20 protein-coding genes are annotated in these 22,497 nt (G+C 72.4%); 11 read left to right on the plus strand and 9 right to left on the minus strand.

Annotation, left to right across the window (positions count from 1 at the left end; genetic code table 11):
* Positions 1-78 precede the first annotated feature (78 nt).
* Together ACFYMM_RS24480 and ACFYMM_RS24485 are read right to left on the minus strand one after the other, a co-directional pair.
* A complete protein-coding gene (locus ACFYMM_RS24480; RefSeq protein ID WP_388389969.1) occupies positions 79-1,944 on the minus strand; it encodes an AAA family ATPase in 1,866 nt (621 codons plus the stop codon).
* 429 nt (positions 1,945-2,373) lie between these two features.
* The gene (locus tag ACFYMM_RS24485) at positions 2,374-2,994 is read right to left on the minus strand and encodes a uridine kinase (protein WP_388390088.1); all 621 of its coding nucleotides are present in this window, start codon (positions 2,992-2,994) and stop codon (positions 2,374-2,376) included.
* Between the two features lie 258 nt (positions 2,995-3,252).
* Here ACFYMM_RS24485 and ACFYMM_RS24490 point away from each other — a divergent pair, with 258 nt between their 5' ends.
* The 6 genes from ACFYMM_RS24490 to ACFYMM_RS24515 all read left to right on the plus strand — a co-directional run bounded on the left by ACFYMM_RS24490 (position 3,253) and on the right by ACFYMM_RS24515 (position 9,921).
* A complete protein-coding gene (locus ACFYMM_RS24490) occupies positions 3,253-4,209 on the plus strand; it encodes a hypothetical protein (RefSeq protein WP_388389971.1) in 957 nt (318 codons plus the stop codon).
* A 64-nt stretch (positions 4,210-4,273) separates the two neighbouring features.
* A complete protein-coding gene (locus ACFYMM_RS24495) occupies positions 4,274-5,815 on the plus strand; it encodes an amino acid permease (RefSeq protein WP_388389974.1) in 1,542 nt (513 codons plus the stop codon).
* A 205-nt stretch (positions 5,816-6,020) separates the two neighbouring features.
* Positions 6,021-7,394: a peptidase C39 family protein gene (locus ACFYMM_RS24500; RefSeq protein WP_388389976.1), complete on the plus strand. Its 1,374-nt coding sequence runs from the start codon at positions 6,021-6,023 to the stop codon at positions 7,392-7,394.
* 113 nt (positions 7,395-7,507) lie between these two features.
* Positions 7,508-7,666 (plus strand): SCO1431 family membrane protein, encoded by a 159-nt coding sequence (locus ACFYMM_RS24505; protein WP_388389978.1) that lies wholly within the window; start codon positions 7,508-7,510, stop codon positions 7,664-7,666.
* A 112-nt stretch (positions 7,667-7,778) separates the two neighbouring features.
* The gene (locus ACFYMM_RS24510; protein WP_388389980.1) at positions 7,779-8,438 is read left to right on the plus strand and encodes a TetR/AcrR family transcriptional regulator; all 660 of its coding nucleotides are present in this window, start codon (positions 7,779-7,781) and stop codon (positions 8,436-8,438) included.
* A 274-nt stretch (positions 8,439-8,712) separates the two neighbouring features.
* The gene (locus ACFYMM_RS24515; RefSeq protein WP_388389981.1) at positions 8,713-9,921 is read left to right on the plus strand and encodes an acyl-CoA dehydrogenase family protein; all 1,209 of its coding nucleotides are present in this window, start codon (positions 8,713-8,715) and stop codon (positions 9,919-9,921) included.
* Here ACFYMM_RS24515 and ACFYMM_RS24520 read toward each other — a convergent pair.
* Both ACFYMM_RS24520 and ACFYMM_RS24525 read right to left on the minus strand, forming a co-directional pair.
* Entirely contained in the window at positions 9,884-10,126 is a 243-nt protein-coding gene (locus ACFYMM_RS24520; protein WP_388389983.1) for a hypothetical protein, read from the minus strand. The two genes, ACFYMM_RS24515 and ACFYMM_RS24520, sit on opposite strands and share 38 nt — an antisense overlap.
* Before the next feature lie 435 nt (positions 10,127-10,561).
* On the minus strand, positions 10,562-10,999 hold the full coding sequence (locus ACFYMM_RS24525; RefSeq protein ID WP_388389985.1) for a hypothetical protein: 438 nt from the start codon (positions 10,997-10,999) through the stop codon (positions 10,562-10,564).
* Positions 11,000-11,267: 268 nt separating this feature from the next.
* Here ACFYMM_RS24525 and ACFYMM_RS24530 point away from each other — a divergent pair, with 268 nt between their 5' ends.
* The 4 genes from ACFYMM_RS24530 (at position 11,268) to fxsA (ending at position 15,365) form a co-directional block, all read left to right on the plus strand.
* Complete coding sequence (locus ACFYMM_RS24530; protein WP_030951019.1) at positions 11,268-11,708, plus strand: Lrp/AsnC family transcriptional regulator; 441 nt, start codon at positions 11,268-11,270, stop codon at positions 11,706-11,708.
* Positions 11,709-11,761: 53 nt separating this feature from the next.
* The gene (locus ACFYMM_RS24535; RefSeq protein WP_388389987.1) at positions 11,762-13,375 is read left to right on the plus strand and encodes an amidohydrolase; all 1,614 of its coding nucleotides are present in this window, start codon (positions 11,762-11,764) and stop codon (positions 13,373-13,375) included.
* Between the two features lie 541 nt (positions 13,376-13,916).
* The gene (locus ACFYMM_RS24540; protein ID WP_388389989.1) at positions 13,917-14,717 is read left to right on the plus strand and encodes a polyprenol monophosphomannose synthase; all 801 of its coding nucleotides are present in this window, start codon (positions 13,917-13,919) and stop codon (positions 14,715-14,717) included.
* A 93-nt stretch (positions 14,718-14,810) separates the two neighbouring features.
* A complete protein-coding gene (fxsA, locus tag ACFYMM_RS24545; protein ID WP_388389991.1) occupies positions 14,811-15,365 on the plus strand; it encodes an FxsA family membrane protein in 555 nt (184 codons plus the stop codon).
* A gap of 141 nt (positions 15,366-15,506) precedes the next feature.
* Here the strand turns inward: fxsA and ACFYMM_RS24550 are convergent, their stop codons facing one another.
* From ACFYMM_RS24550 to ACFYMM_RS24565, 4 genes are all read right to left on the minus strand, one after another.
* Complete coding sequence (locus ACFYMM_RS24550) at positions 15,507-15,881, minus strand: RNA polymerase-binding protein RbpA (RefSeq protein WP_351492306.1); 375 nt, start codon at positions 15,879-15,881, stop codon at positions 15,507-15,509.
* A 278-nt stretch (positions 15,882-16,159) separates the two neighbouring features.
* A complete protein-coding gene (locus tag ACFYMM_RS24555) occupies positions 16,160-17,509 on the minus strand; it encodes an MFS transporter (protein ID WP_388389994.1) in 1,350 nt (449 codons plus the stop codon).
* A 68-nt stretch (positions 17,510-17,577) separates the two neighbouring features.
* Positions 17,578-18,366, minus strand: coding sequence for a glycerophosphodiester phosphodiesterase (locus tag ACFYMM_RS24560; RefSeq protein ID WP_388389996.1), 789 nt, complete (start codon positions 18,364-18,366; stop codon positions 17,578-17,580).
* Complete coding sequence (locus tag ACFYMM_RS24565; RefSeq protein ID WP_388389998.1) at positions 18,363-19,085, minus strand: YitT family protein; 723 nt, start codon at positions 19,083-19,085, stop codon at positions 18,363-18,365. The genes ACFYMM_RS24560 and ACFYMM_RS24565 overlap by 4 nt, the downstream gene beginning before the upstream one ends.
* A gap of 64 nt (positions 19,086-19,149) precedes the next feature.
* On the opposite strand from ACFYMM_RS24565, the gene ACFYMM_RS24570 reads away from it, so the two are divergent.
* Complete coding sequence (locus tag ACFYMM_RS24570; protein ID WP_388390000.1) at positions 19,150-20,661, plus strand: PLP-dependent aminotransferase family protein; 1,512 nt, start codon at positions 19,150-19,152, stop codon at positions 20,659-20,661.
* An 87-nt stretch (positions 20,662-20,748) separates the two neighbouring features.
* Here the strand turns inward: ACFYMM_RS24570 and ACFYMM_RS24575 are convergent, their stop codons facing one another.
* On the minus strand, positions 20,749-22,476 hold the full coding sequence (locus ACFYMM_RS24575; protein WP_388390002.1) for a hypothetical protein: 1,728 nt from the start codon (positions 22,474-22,476) through the stop codon (positions 20,749-20,751).
* Between the last annotated feature and the right edge of the window lie 21 nt (positions 22,477-22,497).

The raw sequence follows: 22,497 nt of genomic DNA on the forward strand, positions 1-22,497 counted from the left end.
TGCCGGGCGTCGCGAGCCGGTGAACCCTTCCGGTCGCAGCACCAGCCGCCGCCCTCACCCGGTCGATCCCGCCGGCGCCTACAGGGCCGACGGATCCTGCGGTCCCCGCCCCGACAGCACCTCGCCGTAGGCCTGCATCAGGTCGGGGAGCCGCAGGGTCGCCAGATCGTCCCGGGACAACACCCCGGGGTAGGCGGACAGCCGGAGATCCCGGTACGCGCAGCTCTTCTCGTACAGCGTCCGCAGGAACCGCCCGTTGCCCAACTCGTCGATCCAGCCCTGGTCGACGACGTGTCCGGCGATGGACCGCAACTCGTCCAGCGCCTCCTCGTCCCATCCGTCGCCGTTCTCCGCCGCGAGCACCTCACCGATCGAGGTGAGTTCGAGCGGCCGGTAGGAGGGGAAGTCCACGCGGGTCGTGAACCGCGAGGACAGCCCGGGGTTCGCGGCCAGCAGCCGGTCCATGCCCTCCGGGTAGCCCGCGAGGATCACCACCAGGTGGTCGCGGTTGTCCTCGGCCCGCTTCAGCAGCACCTGCAACGCCTCGTCGCCGTACGCGTCCCCCTTGCCGTACCCGGAGTTGGACAGCGAGTACGCCTCGTCCACGAACAGCACCCCGCCGATCGCCGAGTCGATCAGCTCGTTGGCCTTCACGGCGGTCTGCCCCAGGTACTCGCCCACCAGATCGGCCCGCTGCGCCTCCACCAGATGGTCGCCACCGAGCAGCCCGAGCGCGTAGAAGACACGGCCGAGGATGCGGGCGACCGTGGTCTTGCCGGTGCCCGAGGGGCCGGAGAACACGAAGTGGCGTTTCGGCGGCTGTACCGGCAGTCCCTGCCCGGTCCGCAGCCGCGCCATGTTCAACTGCGCCGACAGCGCCTTGACCTGGCGCTTCACCGGCTCCAGACCCACCATGCGCTCCAGTTCGGCGAGCGCCTCGGCCAGCAGATCGGGGTCGGTGGGGCCGGCGGGCAGCGGCGAGGAGGTGGCGAAGCTCTTGTGGCGCACCGTGGGGTCGCTCACCGACGGCAGGGGACCCGCCGTCGGCGGCTCGGGCTCGGGCAGCCGCAGGTCACGGCCCTCGGAGCCGAACAGCGGATCGAACACGTCGGGGCCGTCCATGACGTCCTGGCCCGCACCGGTGAGCGTGATCGAGGCGAGGTCGGCCGCGTCGTCGTACCCGTCGCCCTCGGCGATCGCGGCGAGCCGGGCGGAGGTGTCCATGAAGGCCGCGTCGACGCGGTGCACGGCCCGGTACAGGGGAAGCGCGGCGGCCGACCGCCCCGTCCCCTCGTGCGCCCGGGCCAGCCAGTACCGCAGCTCCTTGCGCTGCGGCTGCTCGCTGCGGCAGCGCATCAGGGCCGCCGACAGCAGCGGCTCGGCCTGCCCGTACATCTCCAGCCGGACCCGCGCCATGCCGCTGAACAGTCCGGCCTCGATGCCGAGCATGGGATCGTCGAGCAGCGGGTCGGTGTGCCGTACCAGCTGCTCCCAGTCCTTGACGAGATAGGCCCGGCACGCGTGCAGGAAGCGGACCTGCGCGTCTGCGTCCACCGGCGGCAGACCCGCCAGGGCCCGGTCCAGCTCCGGGACGTGCCGGCCGTCCAGCCAGTGCGAGGCGTGCGCGAGCAGCAGGTCGCGCGGGCTCTCCAGCACCGGCTGCACCCACCAGCCCAGCCAGTACCAGGAGTTGAGGGTACGGCGGTGCCGGGTGCGCTGCTCCCCGAACCGGTCCCGGTGCCGGAACATGCGCAGCAGCGCGGTCGTCGTGTCGATGCGCAACGCGTGCAGTCCGAGCCAGGCGTCCGCCATCCCGGGATCCATCCGCACCGCGATGCGGAACTCCTCCTCCGCCTGCGGATAGGCGCCCATCGTGTAGGCGTCCACGCCTCGCAGCCAGGCGAGGTCGGCCGGGGCGTCGGGGCCCTGCGTGCCGAAGTCCATCACGTCCCCCACAGACCGTGCCCCCGTTGGTTCACCGCCGGGCAGTCACCAGACGGCCGCCTTGGTCGAACCGCTGTGCCGCGAACCGGAGTTGCAGGTGCGCGAAGCAGCCGTTCGAAGGTCGCACCGAGGGCATCGTACCTGCGCGGAGACCGCCCGCCGAAGGGTGCCGCACAGGCCGTTTGACGAGGTGGGGGCGGAGGGGGCGCCGACCATCCGGTGACTCAGGGTGACGAATCGGCGCGCGCGGCGGCCGTGGAACGGGCTCCGGGCAGAACGAAGCCCCCGATCACGGGGGAACAACCGGGGGCTTCGCGACTGAGGGCGGCTCCGAATGGCCGCACATTGAGAACGTAAGACCTGTACGGCCCCCGGGTCAAGCGGAGTTGGAGCACTCGGAGAAGTTGAAAGACGAGGCTCTTCACAAGTTCAGCACACAGCGGACGGTCCGTCACGATGGGTGACTTCGTGGTCCGGACCAGGAAGCCCAGCGGGCCCCGTGAGCACCTCGTACCCCTTCGGTGACTGCAGCACCAGAAGATCGGCGTACGGCCGTGAGGGGTCAGCGGCGAAGTGCGCGCGCTCCGCCTCGACCCAGCCCGCCCAGAACTCCCGCTGCCCCACCCCGTCCCGCAGGCGCCCCCGGGCCCACGACTCCTCGCGCGGCAGTTCCATCCACAGCAGCCGCGCCAGATGGGGGCGCAGCGCGCGGCGGCCGGCGCCGACGCCCTCGACGAGGATCACCGGAGCGGGCGGCAGTGCGCGGGCCGGGCCGAAGCTCCGCTCGTTCCAGTCGTAGGGGGCGTAGTGCGCGGTGCGGCCGTGCCGCAGCGGTTCGACCACCTCGGTCAGCAGGCGTCCGGTCCAGTCGAAGAGCCGCTCGTGGCTGGCGATGTCGTCGAGACGCAGGACCGGCGCGCCGCCCAGGGCGGCGGCCAACCGCCCGGCGAACGTGGACTTTCCGGAGCCGGCGTGCCCGTCGACGCCGACCAGCCGGACCGGGCCGCAGGAAGGGGGGAGCCCGCGCAGCAGGGCGGCGAGGTCGTGAATGGCGATTCCCGAGGTGTGGTGCTGTGTGGGGTGTTTTCCGGAAACATTCTAGTAGTGCCGCATAGTGGCCCGGCCGGCGGCCCCGGGGAACCCGGAAAAGGTCACAACTTGAACTACCGGCCGGCCGCCGGTCTAAATCATCGATTCGTGATCCGAATCCGCTGACCGATATGTCGAATTCGGCGTTCCCGGTGTGCCCGCCGCTGAGTAAGGTGCCTCCTGCGCAACTGTGATGCGTCTGGGGACGGACAGGGGAAGATGGCCGCGGAGTTATTCGAAGGGCAGTACGTATGGCATCCGGCGGCCGACGACCGCGTCCTCGCGAGCGTATGCGTCGACGTGCGCGCCGGCCGTTATCTCAGCGCGTCCGAGGCCCTGGCCGAGACCCGCGCCGACTTCGCCCTGCGGGCCCACCGCTCCCTGGTCCTCGCCTCCGAGGCGGCCGGCACCGATCTGGTCGAACGCTGGCTCGCCGAGGAGCCGACCCCCGAGGCGACGCTGATGTGGGCCCGGGTGGCGGTGCAGCGGGCGGTGCGGGCCGCCGACGCCCACGACGAGCGGGCCGAGGCACTGGAGCGGATCGCGCTGGCCGCCTGCGACCGGGCCTCCGCGCTTGCCCCCGACGACCCCACGCCCTGGGTCGCCAAACTGGCCATGGCCCGGCTGCACCGGCTGCGCGACCCCGCGCCGCACGGCCTGCTCACCGCCCCGCCCGGCCCCTGGCGGCTGTTCGCCCACGTCCTCAACCTCGACCCCTGGCACCGCGAAGCACATCACCGCTTCCTGTCCTGCTTCTTCACCCGCTACGGCGGCTCGGTCAACGCGGCCTGGGACGTGGCCGCCTTCCTGAGTCAGCGGGCCCCCGCGGACTCCGCGCTGCGGCTGCTGCCCCTGGTGGCCCTGGTGGAGAGCTACAACCCGACCCAGTTGCTCGCCGACCGCGTCTGGGAGCAGCCGCAGTGGCGCTCCACCGCGCTGGCGATCTACCACAACTGGCTGCCCACGATCCCCGGCTACCGCTTCACGCCGGTGCTCGACCTGGCCTACCTCGCCCACGCGCTGGTCATGGCCCAGCGCGAGTTCGAGGCCCGGGCGGTCCTCACGGCGATGGGGCCGTACGCCTCACGCATGCCCTGGAGCGCCTTCGGCGACCCCGCCGAGCAGCTCTCCCGGGCCCGGCGCACCTGCGGCCTGCCCGTGCCCGGACCCGCCTGAACCCGCACCTGCCCTGCCCCTGAACCCGCACCTGCCCTGCCCCCTGTGAGAGAAAGGCCGATCTGTGTCGGAACGGACATCGAACCCACGGGCGAAGGCCCGCGGGGGAGAAGACGCGGTCGTGCTCGACGACGACGCGACACTGCATGCGATGGGTTATCCCCGAAAACTCACCCGCCGATTCCAGGCGTTCGACAATTTCGCGATCTCCTTCACCATCATCAATATCCTCTCGGGAATCTTCTCGTCCTTCGGATACGGCATGAACGCGGGCGGTCCGCGCATTCTCGTGTTCGGCTGGATCGGTGTTTCCGTGATGGTGCTCTTCATCGGCGCCGCCATGGCGGAGGTCGCCTCCGCCTATCCGACGAGCGGGGCGCTGTATTTCTCCGCCGGCAAGCTCGCCAAACGGCACAAGGGCGCCTGGTCCTGGTACACCGGCTGGCTCAATTTCGTCGGGCAGATCGGCGGCACCGCCGCCACCGGCTACGCGGCCGCCACCTTCATCCAGGCCTTCATCGCCCTGCAGTGGTCCTCGTACGTGCCGACCGCCCACCAGACGGTCCTGATCACCGCCCTGGTCATCGTGGGCCAGGGGCTCGCCAACACCTACACCGTCCAGCTCGTCGCCGTGCTGAACCGGATATCCGTATGGTGGCTGCTGATCGGACTGGTGGTGATCGTGAGCACACTGATCGTGATGCCGGACCATCATCAGTCCGCGTCGTTCGTGACGCATTTCGTGAACAACACCGGGTTCAGCAACGGCCTTTACGGCGGCATGCTCGGTCTGCTGGTCACCAGCTGGACCTTCACCGGGTTCGACGGCAGCTTCCACATGTCCGAGGAAACGGTCCGGGCGACGGTCAACGCGCCCAAGGGGATCACCCGGTCGATCGGCTATTCGGCGATCACCGGCCTCATCCTGATTCTTGCACTGGTCTACAGCATTAGCGACTACGGCAAGGTGGCCGGCTCCTCCGCGCCGCCCGTGCAGATTCTGATCGACGGGCTCGGCATGGGCTGGGCCAAGGCGCTGCTGCTGGTCGTGATCGGCGCGATGCTCTTCTGCGGCCTCGCCAACCTCACCAGCAACACCCGGCAGATCTTCGCCTTCTCCCGGGACGGCGCCATGCCGGGCTCGCGCTGGTGGCACTCGGTCTCGCCGCGCACCCGTACACCGGTCAAGGCGGTGTGGCTCGCGGTGGGCTGCTCGCTGGCCCTGGTGCTGCCGGGCTGGTGGTCGCACACGGCGTTCACGGCGATCGTCAGCGTCAACGTCGTCGGGCTCTTCCTCGCCTACGCCGTCCCGGTCTTCCTCCGCCTCCGGCTCGGCGACGAGTTCCAGCCGGGCCCCTGGAACCTGGGCCGCTGGAGCAAGCCGATCGGCTGGGTGGCGGTGATCTGGATCCTGCTGAGCAGCATCCTGTTCATGCTCCCGCAGGCCTCACCGATCACCACCGACTCCTTCAACTACGCCCCGATCGCCCTCGCCGCGGTCCTGCTCATCGCCACGATCTGGTGGTACGCCACGGCCCGCCGCCGCTTCCAGGGCCCGATCAGCTACGGCCGCCCGGACGAGGTGGCGGCCATGGACCTCATCTGACGGCTCCGGCGGGTTTCGGCGGGGGCGGGGTCCGGCAGGGAGGGTGTGCCTTCCGGCCCCCGCCCTCCCGCCGGAGCGCCGTCATTGGGCCAGACCAATATTGGTGGGCGTGGCACGGGCCGAAGTGCTGGCAGGGGCATGGCGGCTGCTTCATAGTGGGCGGACCGGATCAGTTCCGACTCGGACACCTGGGGGGCGCGCGCCCATGAGCAGAGCCGAACAGCCGTCCCGCAGAACCGTTCTGGCCGCCGCGGTCGCCGCCGCCGTCGCCCAGGGGGCGTCACCCGCCGCGGCCGCGGTCGCCCCGGCCGCCGACGCCGCCCGGGCCGACCCCGCCCAGGTGCCCGGCCGCCCCGTCGACTACCACGCCTGGACGACGTACGTCGACTGGCAGAGCGGTGCCGGGCAGGGCGTCCGCGCCGTCGCGGGTCGGCGGCCCGGCGTCGTCATCGGCACTCCCGCGGGCCGTACCGAGTACACCGACCCGCACACCCACACCACCGCCACCTGGGACTACGCCACCTGGACCGGTCCGGTGCACCAGCTCGCCGTACCCGCCACCGAGGCCATCGCCTCCTGGAACGCGCACACCCCCGACGGCACCTGGCTCCAGGTCGAGCTGCGCGGCACGTACACCGACGGCACCGCCACCCCCTGGTACGTGATGGGCCGCTGGGCCGCCGGCGACCAGGACATCAAGCGGACCTCCGTGGACGGCCAGAGCGACGGCCGGAGCACCGTCTGGACCGACACCCTCGCCATCGACGACGCCACCACCGGCCTGCGCCTGGCGTCGTACCGGCTGCGGCTGACCCTCTACCGCAAGCCCGGCACCGAGGCCACCCCCACCGTCTGGCGGCTCGGCGCCATGGGCTCCGACGTCCCCGACCGCTTCACCGTCCCCGCCTCCTCCCCGGGCCTCGCCCAGGAGCTGGGCGTCCCGCGCTACTCGCAGGAGATCCACAAGGGCCAGTACCCCGAGTACGACAACGGCGGCGAGGCCTGGTGCAGCCCCACCTCCTCGCAGATGATCATCGAGTACTGGGGCGGCCGGCTCACTCCCGGGCAGCTGGCCTGGGTCGACCCGTCCTACGCCGACCCGCAGGTGGACCACGCGGCCCGGTTCACCTACGACTACCAGTACCAGGGCTGCGGCAACTGGCCGTTCAACGCCGCCTACGCCGCCACCTTCAAGGACCTCCAGGGTGTGGTCACCCGGCTCGGCTCGCTCACCGACCTGGAGACGCTCATCGCGGCCGGCATCCCGGCCATGACGTCCCAGTCCTTCCTCAAGGAGGAGCTGACCGGGGCCGGTTACGGCACCTCCGGGCACCTGATGACCGTCATCGGCTTCACCGCGGGCGGCGATGTGATCGCCAACGATCCCGCCTCCGCGAGCGACGAGGCCGTGCGACGCGTCTACCTGCGGCGGGAGTTCGAGAACATCTGGCTCAGGACCAAGCGGTACAACGCGAGCGGCAAGGTCGTCTCCGGCACCGGTGGCGTCTGCTACCTCTACTTCCCGGCCCGGCCGAGCCCGCGCCAGAGCAAGGCGCTCGCCGCGGTGGGCGTCTGCTGAACCGGTCGAACCCGCCTGTGACCAACCTCTCCGTCACGAAAGCCGTCATGGGTGGCAAGGTGGACGAAACGGTGGGGGGAGTCCACCCGCACAGCAGACCTTGGCGAGACACCATGACCGCACCCGCACCCGCACCCGCACCCGCAGCCACCGCCGCCCGCCCACGCACCGGCGGTCCCGACGACGACGGCCCGAAGATCCTCGAGCACGTGGCGGGCTGGATCCTGGTCGCGGTGGTCGCGATGCTGGTGACCCGGCTCGGCCTGATGTGACGTCGTCGGCGGGACTTTGGGCCCCCTGGTGAGGGCGCTTCTTCGACCAGGCGTCCGACGCTGTTCTGACATACTGCCGATGTCCCGCCGCCCGTTGAGACCAGGGTCGAAATTGAATAGCAGTCCACAGCGTGCCGTGCCCCGTTCCCGGCCGCGCGGAACCGAGCGTTCCGTGGCGCGTCGTGCCGAACTCATCGCCATCGGGCGGAGGTTGTTCGCCGACACGTCCTACGACGCGCTGTCCATGGACGACATCGCCAAGCAGGCGCATGTCGCCAAGGGGCTGATCTACTACTACTTCCGGTCCAAGCGCGGCTACTACCTGGCGATCATCCAGGACTCCGTCGCCGACCTGGTCACCTTCGCCGCGAGCGGCCTGGAACTGCCCGCCGTCGACCGCGTGCACCGCACCATCGACAGTTACCTGCGCTTCGCCGAGCACCACCAGGCCGCCTACCGCACCATCGTCAGCGGCGGCGTCGGCTTCGACACCGAGGTGCACGCCATCCGGGACGGTGTGCGCGAGGCGATCGTCGTGACCATCGCCGAGGGCGCCTACGGCCGCAGTGACATCACCCCGCTGGCCCGTGCGGGTCTGTTCGCCTGGGTGTGCAGCGTCGAGGGCGCCACCCTGGACTGGATCGACCGCCCCCTCCTGTCCCGCGACACCATGCGCGAGCTGCTGGTGAAGACCCTCGGCGGAGCCCTGCGCGCCATCGAGGAGATGGACCCCTCCTACCCGACTCCCCGGGACGCCCGCCGCGACGCCTGACGCGGCCGGGCACGCTGCCCTCGACGCCCCCGTCACAGGCACGGTTCGGGCCGTTTTCGAGGCGCCCTGAAGCCTCGGGTGGAATCTTCAAGTGAGCGGTCGTTAACTGGTGACGGACGGTCGCTGATCGGGCATACTCACAGCGCACAGCCGCTGGTCAGCAGCTTCCGCGACCCGGGAGCGCACACCGCGGCCGAACCGGAACCACCGGGCGGAGCCGCCCCACCCGAGGCGCGCGTCCGCCGATGTGCCCGACAGGGAGGAGACCGACGCCATGTCCGACCGCGACCCGCAGCCGGTGGAGCGTCAACTGCCCACGGAAGAGGCGAGGGACCTGATCTCGCTCGTCCGTGAGATCGCACAGCGCGAGATCGCGCCGAAGGCGGCCGAGGAGGAGGACGCCGGACGCTTCCCGCGCGAGGTCTTCACCCTGCTCTCGCGGTCGGGGCTGCTCGGCCTGCCCTACGACTCCGAGTACGGCGGCGGCGACCAGCCGTACGAGGTGTACCTGCAGGTCCTGGAGGAGCTGGCGGCGGCCCGCCTCACCGTCGGCCTCGGCGTCAGCGTGCACACCCTCGCCTCCTACGCCCTCGCCGCCTACGGCACCAAGCAGCAGCAGGTCGAACACCTGCCCGCCATGCTGAGCGGCGGCCTGCTCGGCGCCTACTGCCTCTCCGAGCCGTCCTCCGGCTCGGACGCGGCCTCCCTGCGCACCAGGGCCGTACGGGACGACGGCGGGTCCCCCCGCGCGAGCGCGGCCGGGCGCGGCGGTGACTGGGTGATCAACGGCACCAAGGCCTGGATCACCCATGGCGGCATCGCGGACTTCTACACCGTGATGGCACGCACCGGCGAGGAGGGCGCGCGCGGGATCACGGCCTTCCTGGTGCCCGGCGACGCCGAGGGCCTCAGCGGCGCCGTGCCGGAGAAGAAGATGGGCATGAAGGGCTCACCGACCGCCCAGGTCCACTTCGACGGCGTACGGGTGCCCGACGAGCGGCGCATCGGCGAGGAGGGGCAGGGCTTCGCCATCGCCCTGGCCGCGCTCGACTCCGGACGGCTCGGCATCGCGGCCTGTGCGATAGGCCTGGCCCAGGCGGCCCTGGACGAGGCGGTCGCCTACGCCACCGGCCGCCTGCAGTTCGGACGGCCGATCTCCGACTTCCAGGGCCTGCGCTTCATGATCGCCGACATGGCGACGCAGATCGAGGCCGGGCGGGCGCTGTACCTCGCGGCGGCACGGCTGCGCGACGCCGGCCGCCCGTTCGCCAAGCAGGCCGCCATGGCCAAGCTGCACTGCACCGACACCGCGATGAAGGTGACCACGGACGCCGTCCAGATCCTCGGCGGCTACGGCTACACCGCCGACTTCCCGGTCGAGCGCTACATGCGGGAGGCCAAGGTGCTGCAGATCGTCGAGGGCACCAACCAGATCCAGCGGATGGTCATCGCCCGCCATGTGGCGGGACCCGAGGGTCGCTGAACTGGCCCAGGGTGACCAGCGGGGCCGCCAGCCTGACCCACTCCGGGTCGTGGCGGCCCGGCACGGTGCGCCCCCGGTCGGTCCAGACGCGCATCAGGTCGCTGTAGATGGGCGGGTCCTGCGGCAGGGACGGCGGAACCGATTCTGCCGGCGGCGGGACGAACACGCGGCGCTGACGCCAGGTCGCCGAGTACGTGGGGGTCATGTCCGGGCAACGCGGGGGGAGCCGGACAGGTCACCGCCCGGCGGAATCGCGCGTGAGTTCCGGGCGTCCCCGACCGGGAGCGACGGCGCCGGCCCTGCGCTGGTGCCGCGGCAGGTGACGTTTGCCCGTTGAGGAGCGGCGTCCGGTGCGTGCTCTGGGGTCCCCCCCCGGCCGGAGGCTGGGGGAGTGCCGACCGGAAGTCCTCGTACTGGACGTACTTGGGCTTTCGGCCGGTGCGGCGAAGGAGGTCCCCCCGCCCGAGGCGGCGAAGCCGGTTCGAGGGCGGGGGCGCGTGCCGGGCGTCGCGACGGGGCGAACGTTGCCTGTTGGGGCACTAGGCGGACCCGGACCCGTCGGCCCCGGGCGCACCGGACCTGCACCACGGCGATCCGCCGGCCATGGCGCAGGGCGGCCGCTGGGGCGCGGTGAGGTGATTCAGGCCGCTTCGCGGCGCATCGCCGGTACGCGCATCGGGCGCGAGCCCGGGCCGCCGACGTGCGAGAAGGGCTGCGTCCGCCAGTTCAGACCCTGGGGGAGCGTGAGCAGTAGGGCGGTGTCCTGCTCCTGGGGCTCGACGGACTCGTCCGCCGGCCGGGCCTCGGCCGCCGTACGGCCCGTACCGGCACAGACCGTGAGGCCGAACGGGTTCCACGGCGACGCGCACAGCGCGTGCTCCGGCAGGACCTCCTCGTCCGCCAGCAGCGCGATGGGCTGCGCGCAGTCCGGGCAGATCACCCGGTACATCTCGAAGGTGTCGTAGGCGTCGAGTTCCTCGATGTCGTAGGCGTCGGGTTCGACGCCCTCCGGCTCGGGCTCGACGACCGGCTGCTGCCGCTTGGACGTGGTGCGACCAGGGCGCTGAAGACTCTGCATGGGATTCTCCCCCTCGGGCTGGGCCGTGAAGGCACTGCGGCCTCGACCACAGCAAGCACTTCCCGCCCCGTCTCGGCGGTAATCACGAGAACATCACGGAGCCCGCCCGGGTGATGTGGCGTTCGTCACATGCCCCCCGCAGGTGCCCGGTGCGGCGGATTTGTCCCTCGGACGGCTCACCGCCGGCTCTCGGCCACATCACGAACCGGCCCCGACCTGGGCTGCTCGGGTATCGGAGGAGATCAGGCGCACTGTAGGTTCTTGCGCCATGGAGGAGCTGGACCGTCAAATCGTGCAGCTGCTCGTCAAGGACGGGCGGATGAGCTACACAGACCTGGGCAAGGCCACGGGTCTGTCCACGTCGGCCGTGCACCAGCGGGTGCGCCGGCTGGAACAGCGTGGCGTCATCCGCGGCTACGCCGCGGTCGTCGACCCGGAGGCCGTGGGCCTGCCGATGACGGCGTTCATCTCGGTGAAACCGTTCGACCCCAGCGCCCCCGACGACATCGCGGACCGCCTGGCCGGCGTTCCCGAGATCGAGGCCTGCCACAGTGTGGCGGGCGACGAGAACTACATCCTCAAGGTGCGCGTGGCCACCCCGCACGAACTGGAGGAACTGCTCGCCCGGGTGCGGTCGCTGGCGGGTGTGTCCACCCGGACGACCGTGGTGCTGTCGACGCCGTACGAGGCCCGGCCGCCGAAGGTCTGACCCGCCCGCCCCCGCGTGCGGCGGATCCCTCCGCGCGCGAGAGACTGTCGGTCATGAGTGAACGCCCCGCCGACCCCAAGACCGTCCTCCTGCGCCGCGGCGAGGTCCACAGTCCCGCCGACCCCTTCGCCACCGCGATGGTCGTGGAGCGCGGCCAGGTCGCCTGGGTCGGCTCCGAGGGCGCCGCCGACGCCTTCGCGGACGGCGTCGACGAGGTGCTCGACCTGGACGGCGCCCTGGTCACCCCGGCGTTCACCGACGCCCATGTGCACACCACCTCCACGGGCCTGGCCCTGACCGGCCTGGACCTGTCCCACGCCCCCTCCCTCGAAGCGGCCCTGGCGCTCGTCCGGGACTTCGCCGCCGCCCGCCCGCACGACCGCGTCCTGCTGGGCCACGGCTGGGACGCCGCCCGCTGGCCGGGCGGCCGGCCCCCGGCCCGCGCGGAACTGGACCGGGCCACCGGCGGACGCCCGCTCTACCTGTCCCGCATCGACGTCCACTCCGCTGTCGTCACCACCGCCCTGCTGGACCTGGTCCCGGGCGCGGTGACCCGCGAGGACGCGCCGCTCACCGGCGACGACCACCACGCCGTACGGGCCGCCGCGTTCGCCGCCGTCACCCCGGCCCAGCGCGCCGAGGCCCAGCGCGCAGCCCTCGCGCACGCCGCCTCACTCGGCATCGGGTCCGTGCACGAGTGCGGCGGGCCGCAGATCTCCTCCGAGGACGACTTCACCGGCCTGCTGCGGCTCGCCGCCGAGCAGCCGGGCCCGCGGGTGATCGGCTACTGGGCCGAGCGGGACGGCGACGGCGTCGACCGGGCGCGCTCCCTGGGCGCCGTGGGCGCGGCCGGCGACCTCTTCGTCGACGGCGCCCTCGGCTCGCACACCGCCTGCCTGCACGAGCCCTACGCCGACGCCGGGCACACCGGCACCGCCTACCTGGACGCGGCCGCCGTCGCCGCCCACGTCGTCGCCTGCACCGAAACAGGTCTGCAGGCGGGCTTCCACGCCATCGGCGACGCCGCCGTGACCGCCGTCGTGGAGGGCGTGCGCGCCGCTGCGGAGAAGCTCGGCCTCGCCCGCGTCCGCGCCGCCCGCCACCGCGTCGAGCACGCCGAGATGCTCACCCCCGAGACGGTCGCCGGCTTCGCCGAGCTGGGCCTGACCGCCTCCGTGCAGCCCGCCTTCGACGCCCTGTGGGGCGGTGAGGACGGCATGTACGCCCAGCGCCTGGGCGCCGGGCGGGCGCGGACCCTGAACCCGTTCGCGGCCCTGCTGCGGGCCGGGGTCCCCCTCGCCTTCGGCTCCGACAGCCCGGTCACCCCCCTCGACCCCTGGGGCACGGTCCGCGCCGCCGCCTTCCACCGCACGCCCGAGCACCGGGTCTCGGTGCGCGCCGCCTTCACCGCGCACACCCGGGGCGGCTGGCGGGCCGTAGGCCGGGACGACGCAGGTGTCCTGGTACCCGGCGCGCCCGCCGACTACGCGGTTTGGCGTACCGACGAGCTGATCGTCCAGGCCCCCGACGACCGGGTCGCCCGCTGGTCCACGGACCCCCGTTCCGGCACCCCCGGCCTGCCCGACCTGACCCCGGGCCGTGACCTGCCGGTCTGCCTGCGCACGGTGGTCGGCGGACGGACGGTGTTCGTACGGCCGGGCGAGTGATCTCCCGGGGTGGCGCGGTCCCGGTCGCCCGCCGCCGCCCCGTCGCGCGACCTGCGCATCCTCCCCGCTGACCAGGAGTTTGGCGCTGTTCGCGCAGGTGGGACACGTGTTGACAGTCAGCGGCCGGGGGCCGGTAGGTTCGGCGGCGTCCACCACCGGACGCCCGACCGGGGAGCCTTTCGCGCAACTCGTCGCAGCGCCGCTGGGTCAGGGACGGTGTGCCGCACCGGGGCACCGTCACTGGGAGCCAGGCTCAGCGCCCGCGCCGACGAGGGATCGTTCCGGCCGGTCGGGAAGGTGTGACCCGGGTGGGGCCCGGACGCTCAGTAGACAACGGCTTTCGGTCGACCCGCAGCCAGCGGGTCCCAGGTCGGCCCGAAGGGCGCCGGGCCCCCATCCGCAGTGGCAGATCTCGGGTACCATAAACCAGGTTCTTACCCCACTCTTGGGGAATCGACACCACCAAACGAACGGGCTGTCACACCACCCCCCTCTGTTCCCACTATGGTGGAGCCCTGCGTACGAACACGAAGGGGCAGCAGTGAACCACGGCGACGGGACCCTTGAGGCCAACACCCAAGGGAGGCAGTTCGGTCCGCTCGGCACGGCCTTGGTGATCATTCCGACCTACAACGAGGCGGAGAACATCAAGTCCATCGTCGGCCGGGTACGCAAGGCCGTCCCCGAGGCGCACGTACTCGTGGCGGACGACAACAGCCCGGACGGCACCGGCAAGCTCGCCGACGAACTGGCCGCCGAGGACGACAACGTCCAGGTCATGCACCGCAAGGGCAAGGAGGGCCTCGGCGCCGCCTACCTCGCGGGCTTCCGCTGGGGCCTGGACAACGGCTACGGCGTGCTGGTCGAGATGGACGCCGACGGCTCCCACCAGCCCGAGGAGCTGCCCAGACTGCTGACCGCGCTCAAGGGCGCCGACCTGGTGCTCGGCTCGCGCTGGGTGCCGGGCGGCCGGGTCGTCAACTGGCCCAAGTCGCGGGAGTTCATCTCGCGGGGCGGCAGCCTCTACTCCCGCCTCGCCCTCGACCTGCCCCTGCGCGACATCACCGGCGGCTACCGCGCCTTCCGCCGCGAGACCCTCGAGGGCCTCGGCCTCGGCGAGGTCGCCTCCCAGGGCTACTGCTTCCAGGTCGACCTGGCCCGCCGCGCGGTCAAGGCCGGCTACCACGTGGTCGAGGTGCCCATCACCTTCGTCGAGCGTGAACTCGGCGACTCCAAGATGAGCAAGGACATCCTCGTCGAGGCCCTGTGGCGGGTCACCGCCTGGGGTGCGGCGGACCGCGTCGCCAAGCTCAAGGGCAAGGGCAAGGGCACGCGCGCCTAGCGTCCGGTCGGGCCCGGCCCGCGTGACCGCGCGGGCTCCGTCGTCGATCATCCCCTTATCCCGCCCTGAGCCCTGCCCAGGCACACTGGGGGCATGACGACTGGCGCTCAGACCCCTCCGTCCACCACCCGGCCCCGGCGTTCCGGGCTGCGCAGGTACCTGCCGCTGGGCGTCGCCGCCTGGCTGGTCCTGGAGATCTGGCTGCTCACCCTGGTCGCCGGAGCGGCGAGCGGGTTCGCTGTGTTCCTGCTGCTGGTGGCGGGTTTCGTCGCCGGGTCCGTGGTCATCAAACGGGCGGGCCGACGGGCCTTCCAGAGCCTCAACGAGGCACTGCAGCGGGGCGGCTCACCGGAACGCGGCGGCGGCAACGGCCTGATGATGCTCGGCGGTCTGCTGCTGATGATCCCGGGCCTCCTCTCCGACGCGGCCGGCCTGCTGCTCCTGGTGCCCCCGGTGCAGAAGGGCGTCAGCCGCTGGGCCGAGCGCACGCTCGACCGCAAGCTCCGCGCGGCCGCCCCGGGCAGCCTCGGCGACGCCTTCCAGCAGGTCCGCGTCCACCGCCCCGACGGCAGGGTGGTGCAGGGCGAGGTCATCAGGAACGAGCCGGGGGACGCCCCCTGGGAGCAGCGCCCACCGCTGACCCACTGAACCCTCCCGGATTGCGCCCGGCGGCTCGCCGCCGGGCGCAATCCGGGCCGGACACAAAACCGCGGGCGCCGTACGTCATACCTGACGTACGGCGCCCGCGGTTACTCACGTTGCGCTGTATGTGGCCCAGCCCCGAAGGGACTACGCGCTCTTGCGGCTGTCCCGGGGGTGAATCGCGATGTTCATCGCCCCGGAGCGCAGAACCGCCAGACGCTCCTCGAGGACCTCTTCGAGTTCCTCGCGGGTGCGCCGCTCCATCAGCATGTCCCAATGCGTACGCGCGGGCTTGGCCTTCTTCTCCTCAGGGCCGTCGCCGTCCACGAGGAGTGCAGGGGCTCCGCAGACCTTGCACTCCCACTCCGGCGGGATCTCCGCCTCGACCGAGAAGGGCATCTCGAAGCGGTGCCCCTTCTCGCATGCGTACTCCACGGCCTGGCGCGGGGCCAGGTCGATACCGCGGTCCGTCTCGTAGCTGGTCACCACGAGGCGCGTACCGCGAAGAGCTCGCTCACTCATGAATCGTGCCTCCCGGGCTTGTCGCCCACAGGACAGGTGTCGCTGTCGTCGTCATCCGGTCAACGTCCGGTCGGCGGTAAAGATTCCCGTTCCGGGTCCCGTTCCGGGTCATGCGTCGCCGTCGTAGCCGCCCCTTGTTGTACCCACCAGCGCCCGGTTTGTCACATCTGCTAGCAGATGTCACCCAGCGTTTCGGCATCTTTGACGCGCAGTAACGGTCCGCCTGGCAGGCCAAACGCGTACACTACCGCCCTTTCGTGTTGAGTGCTAAATCAGTGCTAAATCTTCTCCGGAACCGGGTTCCCCGCCTCGCTGACCGCCCGCCGCACCGGGACCCTCGCCAGCAGCACGAATCCGATGGCGAAGAACGTCACCAGCGAGATGATCGCGGAGCGGTAGCTTCCGGTCAGCTGGTAGGTGATCCCGAACAGCAGCGGCCCCAGCCAGCTCATCCCGCGGTCGCTCATCTCGTACGCCGAGAAGTACTCGGCCTCCTTGCCGGGCGGCACCAGGTGGGAGAAGAGCGAGCGGGACAGTGCCTGGCTGCCGCCGAGCACCAGCCCGATCGCGCCGGCCAGCACGAAGAACCCCAACGGCGCCCCGGCCGGCAGGAAGTACCCGGCCCCGAGCGTGACCGTCCAGGCGACCAGCGACCCGAGAACGGTGCGCTGCGCGCCGTAGGTCCGCGCCAGCCGCCCCATCGCCAGCGCGCCCCCCACCGCCAGCACCTGCACCAGCAGCACGGCCACGATGAGCGTCGACTGGCCCAGTCCCAGCTCCTGCGAGCCGTAGACCGAGGCCTGCGAGATCACGGTCTGGATGCCGTCGTTGTAGACGAGGTAGGCCAGCAGGAAGGCCAGGGTCAGCGGGTGCCGGCGCATGTCCCGGACGGTGGCGGCCAGCTGCCGCAGGCCGGGGGCGGTGGCGCCCGCCACCGCCCGCGCGCGCCGGTCGCGCAGCCGCCTGAGCGGTACCAGGGTGAAGGCGCCCCACCACAGGCCGGCCGCGGCCAGACAGACGCGGACCGCCGCCGTCTCGGACAGGCCGAAGGAGCCGTGCGCGGAGTACAGGACCAGGTCGGCGACGAGGACCAGGGAGCCCGCCGCGTAGCCGAAGGCCCAGCCCCGGGAGGAGACGGCGTCGCGCTCCTCGGGCGGGGCGATCTGCGGCAGATAGGAGTTGTAGAGCATCATCGCCACGGACTGGGCCGCGTTGGCGACGATCAGCAGCAGGCCGCCGAGCAGGTACCGGTCGCCGTCCAGGAAGAACATGCCCGTCGTCGCGGCGGCCCCGGTGTACGCGGCCGCCCCCAGCAGCGGCTTCTTGCGGCCGCTCCGGTCCGCCGCGCTGCCCACCAGGGGCATCACCAGGACCGCCAGGATCACCGAGAGGGACACGGAGTAGGCGAAGAAGGAGCCCGCCCGGACCGGGACGCCCAGCGGATGCACGAAGCCGTCCGCGTCCGCCGCCGACCGGGCGACCGAGGTGAGGTAGGGCCCGAGGAACACGGTCAGGACGCTCGTGGAGTAGACCGAGCACGCCCAGTCGTAGAAGTACCAGCCGCGCTGCTCGCGCCGCAGTGCCACGGCCTCGTCGGCCGCCTGTGCCCGCACGGTGTCGGTGTCCACCCGCGCCCTCGCTTCCCCGCCCAAGTGCCGTGCGCGGGGCAGGGACGCGGGGACGGGGCGCGCGGTGCTCAGCCCGCGGGCACCCAGACGCCCCGGTCCTCCATGACCGCGCGCAACGTGTCGATGTGATCGGTCATGATGCCATCGACGCCCAGGTCCAGCAGCCGGTGCATCCGCCGGGGCTCGTTGATCGTCCACACGTGCACGTGCAGCCCGCGCGCGTGGGCGGCGCGTACGAAGCGCTCGTCGACCACCGGGACGCCCGACTGGGCCTCGGGCACCTGGGCGGCGACGGCCGAGCGCCGCACCGCCGTCGGCAGCCCCCAGGAGCGCAGCCGCAGGCCCAGCACGCCCCGGGTGCCGAACGAGGTGGCCAGACGGGGGCCCGCCAGCCGCTGCGCGCGCAGTACCCGCGCCTCGGAGAAGGAGCCCACGCAGACGCGGTCCCAGGAGCCGGTGCGCTCGATCAGCTCCAGCAGCGGCCGCAGGGCCGGTTCGGCCTTGATGTCGACGTTCCAGCGGACCTCGGGGAAGGCCTCCAGCAGCTCCACGAAGAGGGGCACCGGTTCCCGGCCGGCCACGCGCGCGTGGCGCACGTCCTCCCAGGGCAGGTCGGCGATGCGGCCCGCGCCGTCGGTGACCCGGTCCAGGGTCGCGTCGTGGAAGGCGACGAGCCTGCCGTCCGCCGTGGCGTGCACGTCGGTCTCCATGTACCGGTAGCCCAGCTCGGCCGCGCGCCGGAACTGGGCCAGGGTGTTCTCCAGCCCGTCGGCGGCCCCGCCCCGGTGGGCGAAGGCGAGCGGGCCGGGATGGTCCAGATAGGGGTGGCGTACGGGCCGGGGGAGCGTCGGGGTCACGGACGCAGTATGACCCTCTCCGGTGTCCCGGTGGCAACGACCGTGCTGCCCCCGGATGCCTCCGGGACGGCGAACACCCGCAGGAACAGCTGGGCCAGCGGGCCGATGGCGAGCGCGTAGAGCAGGGTGCCCACGCCGATGGTGCCGCCCAGGGCGAAGCCGGTGGCCACGACCGCGATCTCGACGGCCGTCCGCATCAGCCGGATCGAGCGGCCGGTGCGCCGGTGCAGCCCCGTCATCAGGCCGTCGCGCGGGCCCGGACCGAAGCGCGCCGAGATGTAGAGGCCGGTGGCCGCGCCGTTCAGCAGGATGCCGGCCAGCATCAGGGGGACGCGCACGGCCAGGCCGTGGGCGGCCGGGACGAGGGCGAGGGTGGCGTCCATGACGAGGCCGATCACGAAGACGTTGGAGACCGTGCCAAGACCCGGGCGCTGGCGCAGCGGGATCCACAGCAGCAGGACCGCCGCGCCGACGACGATCGTCACGACACCGATGGTCAGGCCGGTGAGTTCGGCGAGTCCCTGGTGCAGCACGTTCCAGGGTTCGAGGCCGAGGCCCGCCCGGACGAGCAGGGCGGAACTCGCGCCGTACAGCGTGAGCCCGGCGTACAGCTGGGTCAAGCGGCGCCCGAGGCGGCCGCGCGGTGAGACGGCGGACGGGACGCGTGGTGAAAAGACGGACAAGAGGTGCCCCCCTGGTGGTGATGTGGCCTGGCTCATGACACTCTGTGGCGGGGGATGGCACACCATCCATGGCCAATTCGGGGAAGGTGGACTGATCTTCATGGCGCAGTGGACCTCGGCGATGGGTGCCGCGCAGCTCGCCCGGCTGCTCAACTCCCAGCAGGACCGCCCGGCCGGACCCGGCACCCGGCGCCCGCCCGCCTACCGGGCGCTCGCCGACGGCATCCGGCTGCTGGTGCTCGAAGGACGCGTGCCGGTGGCCGCCCGCCTGCCGGCCGAACGGGAACTGGCCCTGGCCCTGTCCGTCAGCCGCACCACGGTCGCCGCCGCCTACGAGGCCCTGCGCACCGAGGGCTTCCTGGAGTCCCGGCGCGGAGCGGGCAGCTGGACGGCCGTACCGGCGGGCAATCCGCTTCCCGCGCGCGGGCTGGAGCCGCTGCCCCCGGAGGCGCTCGGCTCACTGATCGACCTCGGCTGCGCGGCGCTCCCGGCGCCCGAACCATGGCTCACCCGCGCGGTGCAGGGCGCCCTGGAGGAGCTGCCGCCGTACGCCCACACCCACGGCGACTACCCGGCCGGGCTGCCGGCCCTGCGCGCGATGATCGCCGAGCGCTACACCGCGCGCGGGATCCCCACCATGCCCGAGCAGATCATGGTGACCACGGGTGCCATGGGCGCCATAGACGCCATCTGCCATCTCTTCGCCGGCCGTGGCGAGCGCGTCGCCGTCGAGTCGCCCTCCTACGCGAACATCCTCCAGCTGATGCGGGAGGCGGGCGCCCGGCTGGTCCCGGTCGCCATGGCGGAGGGCCTGGCCGGCTGGGACATGGACCGCTGGCGCCAGGTGCTGCGCGAGGCCGCGCCCCGGATCGCCTACGTCGTCGCCGACTTCCACAACCCCACCGGTGCCCTCGCCGACGAGGACCAGCGGCGCCGCCTGGTGGACGCGGCGCGCTCCGCGGGGACCGTGCTGGTCGCCGACGAGACGATGAGTGAGCTGTGGCTGGACGAGGACCTCGGAGACGCGGCGATGCCGCGGCCGGTGTGCGGCTTCGACCCGGCCGGCTCCACGGTGATCACCGTCGGATCGGCCAGCAAGGCGTTCTGGGCCGGGCTGCGCATCGGCTGGGTGCGGGCCGCGCCGGACATCGTCCGCAGCCTGGTCGCCGCCCGCGCGTACGCCGATCTGGGCACCCCCGTGCTGGAGCAGCTGGCGGTCAACTGGCTGTTCAGCACCGGCGGTTGGGCCCAGGCGGTCGATCTGCGCCGCGCCCAGGCCCGGGAGAACCGCGACGCCCTGGTGGCGGCGGTCCGCCGGGAACTGCCCGGCTGGGAGTTCGAGGTCCCCCAGGGCGGCCTCACCCTCTGGGTCCGGGCCGGCGGTCTGTCCGGCTCCCGGCTGGCCGAAGCGGGCGAGCGGGTGGGTGTCCGGGTCCCGTCCGGCCCTCGCTTCGGCGTCGACGGCGCCTTCGAGGGCTATGTCCGCCTGCCGTTCACGGTGGGCGGAGCGGTCGCGGAGGAGGCGGCGGTGCGCTTGGCGGCGGCGGCCCGGCTGGTGGAAACGGGCGGGGGCAACACGGGCGCCGAGGCGCCGCGCACGTTCGTGGCGTAGCGGGGGCGGGGCGTAGTGGGTGACCTGGCGTAGGAGGGGCTTGGGACGTAGGGGCCCATCCCTCCCCGCGCGCAGGTGCTCAGGCGCTCAGGAGCTCTCGGCCACCGCGGCCGCCTCCATGGCCAAGGGCTGCTTTTCCACGGACACGGTCTGCTTCTCGACGGCCACCGGCTGCCTCTCCACGGTCACCGGGGCCGTCTCGACCGCCATCGGTGGCGTCTCGGCCGCCATCGGTGCCGCCTCGACCGCCTCGGAGGCCTCGGAGGCCTCGACCGCCTCTGGGGCTGCGCCCTCCTCATCGGCCGGTGTGGTGCGCGCGGGCAGCAACTGCAGCACCGCCTGCCGGTCGGCCTCGCTCGTCGCCTCGTCGTACGGGTCAGGGGTGCACGGCACCTGGAGCCGGTACACCGGTCCATGCCCCAGCCGCGCGTACCCCCGTCCCGGCGGGACATGGGTGAGCGGGGTGGTGTGCGGCGGCGCCCCCAGCACCGCCGCCAACTGCTCGGGCCCGGCCGGCCCGAGCACGACACGCGCGCGTGTGTGCTGCCGTACCGCGTCGCACAGCACGTCCGCGCTGTCGAAGTGCTCCGCCACGACCACGGTCACCTGGACCGAGCGCCCGTGCCGCAGTGGCACCCGCAGCAGCGTCTGCGGATCCTTGCGGCCGTCCGCCGCCGCCAGGTGCGCGAACGTGCCGGGGCGGTCCACCAGGATCCACAGCGGGCGCCGAGTGTCGTCGGGCGGCGGGTCGCCGGCCTGCCGGGCCCGGTTGACCGCGATCAGCCGACGCTCCGTCTCGTGGGTGGCCCACTCCAGGCTGGCCAGCGCGCCCAGCAGCCCGCACTCGACGGCCAGGACCCCGTCCCGGCCGGTCAGGCAGGCGTACTCCCCGGTGCCCCCGCCGTCGACGATCAGCACATCGCCGTACCGCAGTGCCTGGAGGGCCAGCGAGCGCAGCAGGGTGGAGGTCCCGCTGCCCGGCTGCCCCAGTGCCAGCAGGTGCGGCTCGGTGGAGCGGATGCCGGTGCGCCAGACGACCGGCGGAACGTCGCGCTGTTCCTCGCCGTAGGAGAGCGGAAGCGTGCGCTGGACCTCGGTCGGGTCGGTGAAACCGAGCACCGTCTCGCCCGGCGCCGTGACGAAGCGCTGTGCGGTGATGTCGGTGGGCAGCGGGGCGAGGGCGGTCACGGTGAGCTGGTTGGCCGCCTCCTCCCACGTGAAGTGGTACTCGCGGCCCCGCCCGGCCTTCGCGGTCAGCAACTGTTCGATCCGCGCGCGGGCCTCGGGTTCGCCGTCAGGGAAGTAGGCGGGGTAGTGGATCACGAGGTGGACCACGCGGCCCGCGTCGTCGAACCCATGGGTGGCGAAAGCCTTCTCCCACTCCCCGCCGTGCGCGTACAGCGGCGCCGGGTCGTCGGCGCTCGAGAAGTACGGCACCAGGGCCTCGTACAGGGACCGGAGCCGCTGGGTCTGCGACTCGTCGGGGCCCTCCGGCGCCGGCGGGGTGCGGTCGCGGCCCTGCCAGGCCGCCGCCGCCATCAGGGCGATGGCGGCGAGCAGCGGTCCGTACGGCGTCAGCGCCACGACCAGGAACAGCGACGCCGTCACGAACATCAGCGGCCCGCGCTTGTCCTTCGGTGTCTGCGCCCACCTGCGCCGTCCGGCCGAGGCCAGCCGGCGCAGCCCGCGGCTGAGGGTGATCAGCGGGTGGAGCACATCGGTGGCGCTGTCGGCCGCCGTCCGGGCCAGCTCCCGGCTCCTGGCGATCTGTGCGCTGCCGTTGCTCAGAATGCGGGGGAGAGGGCGCCGTGCCACTGCTGTCTCCTGGTGGTGCGT

Source organism: Streptomyces sp. NPDC006739 (assembly GCF_042869815.1).
Taxonomy (GTDB): domain Bacteria; phylum Actinomycetota; class Actinomycetes; order Streptomycetales; family Streptomycetaceae; genus Streptomyces.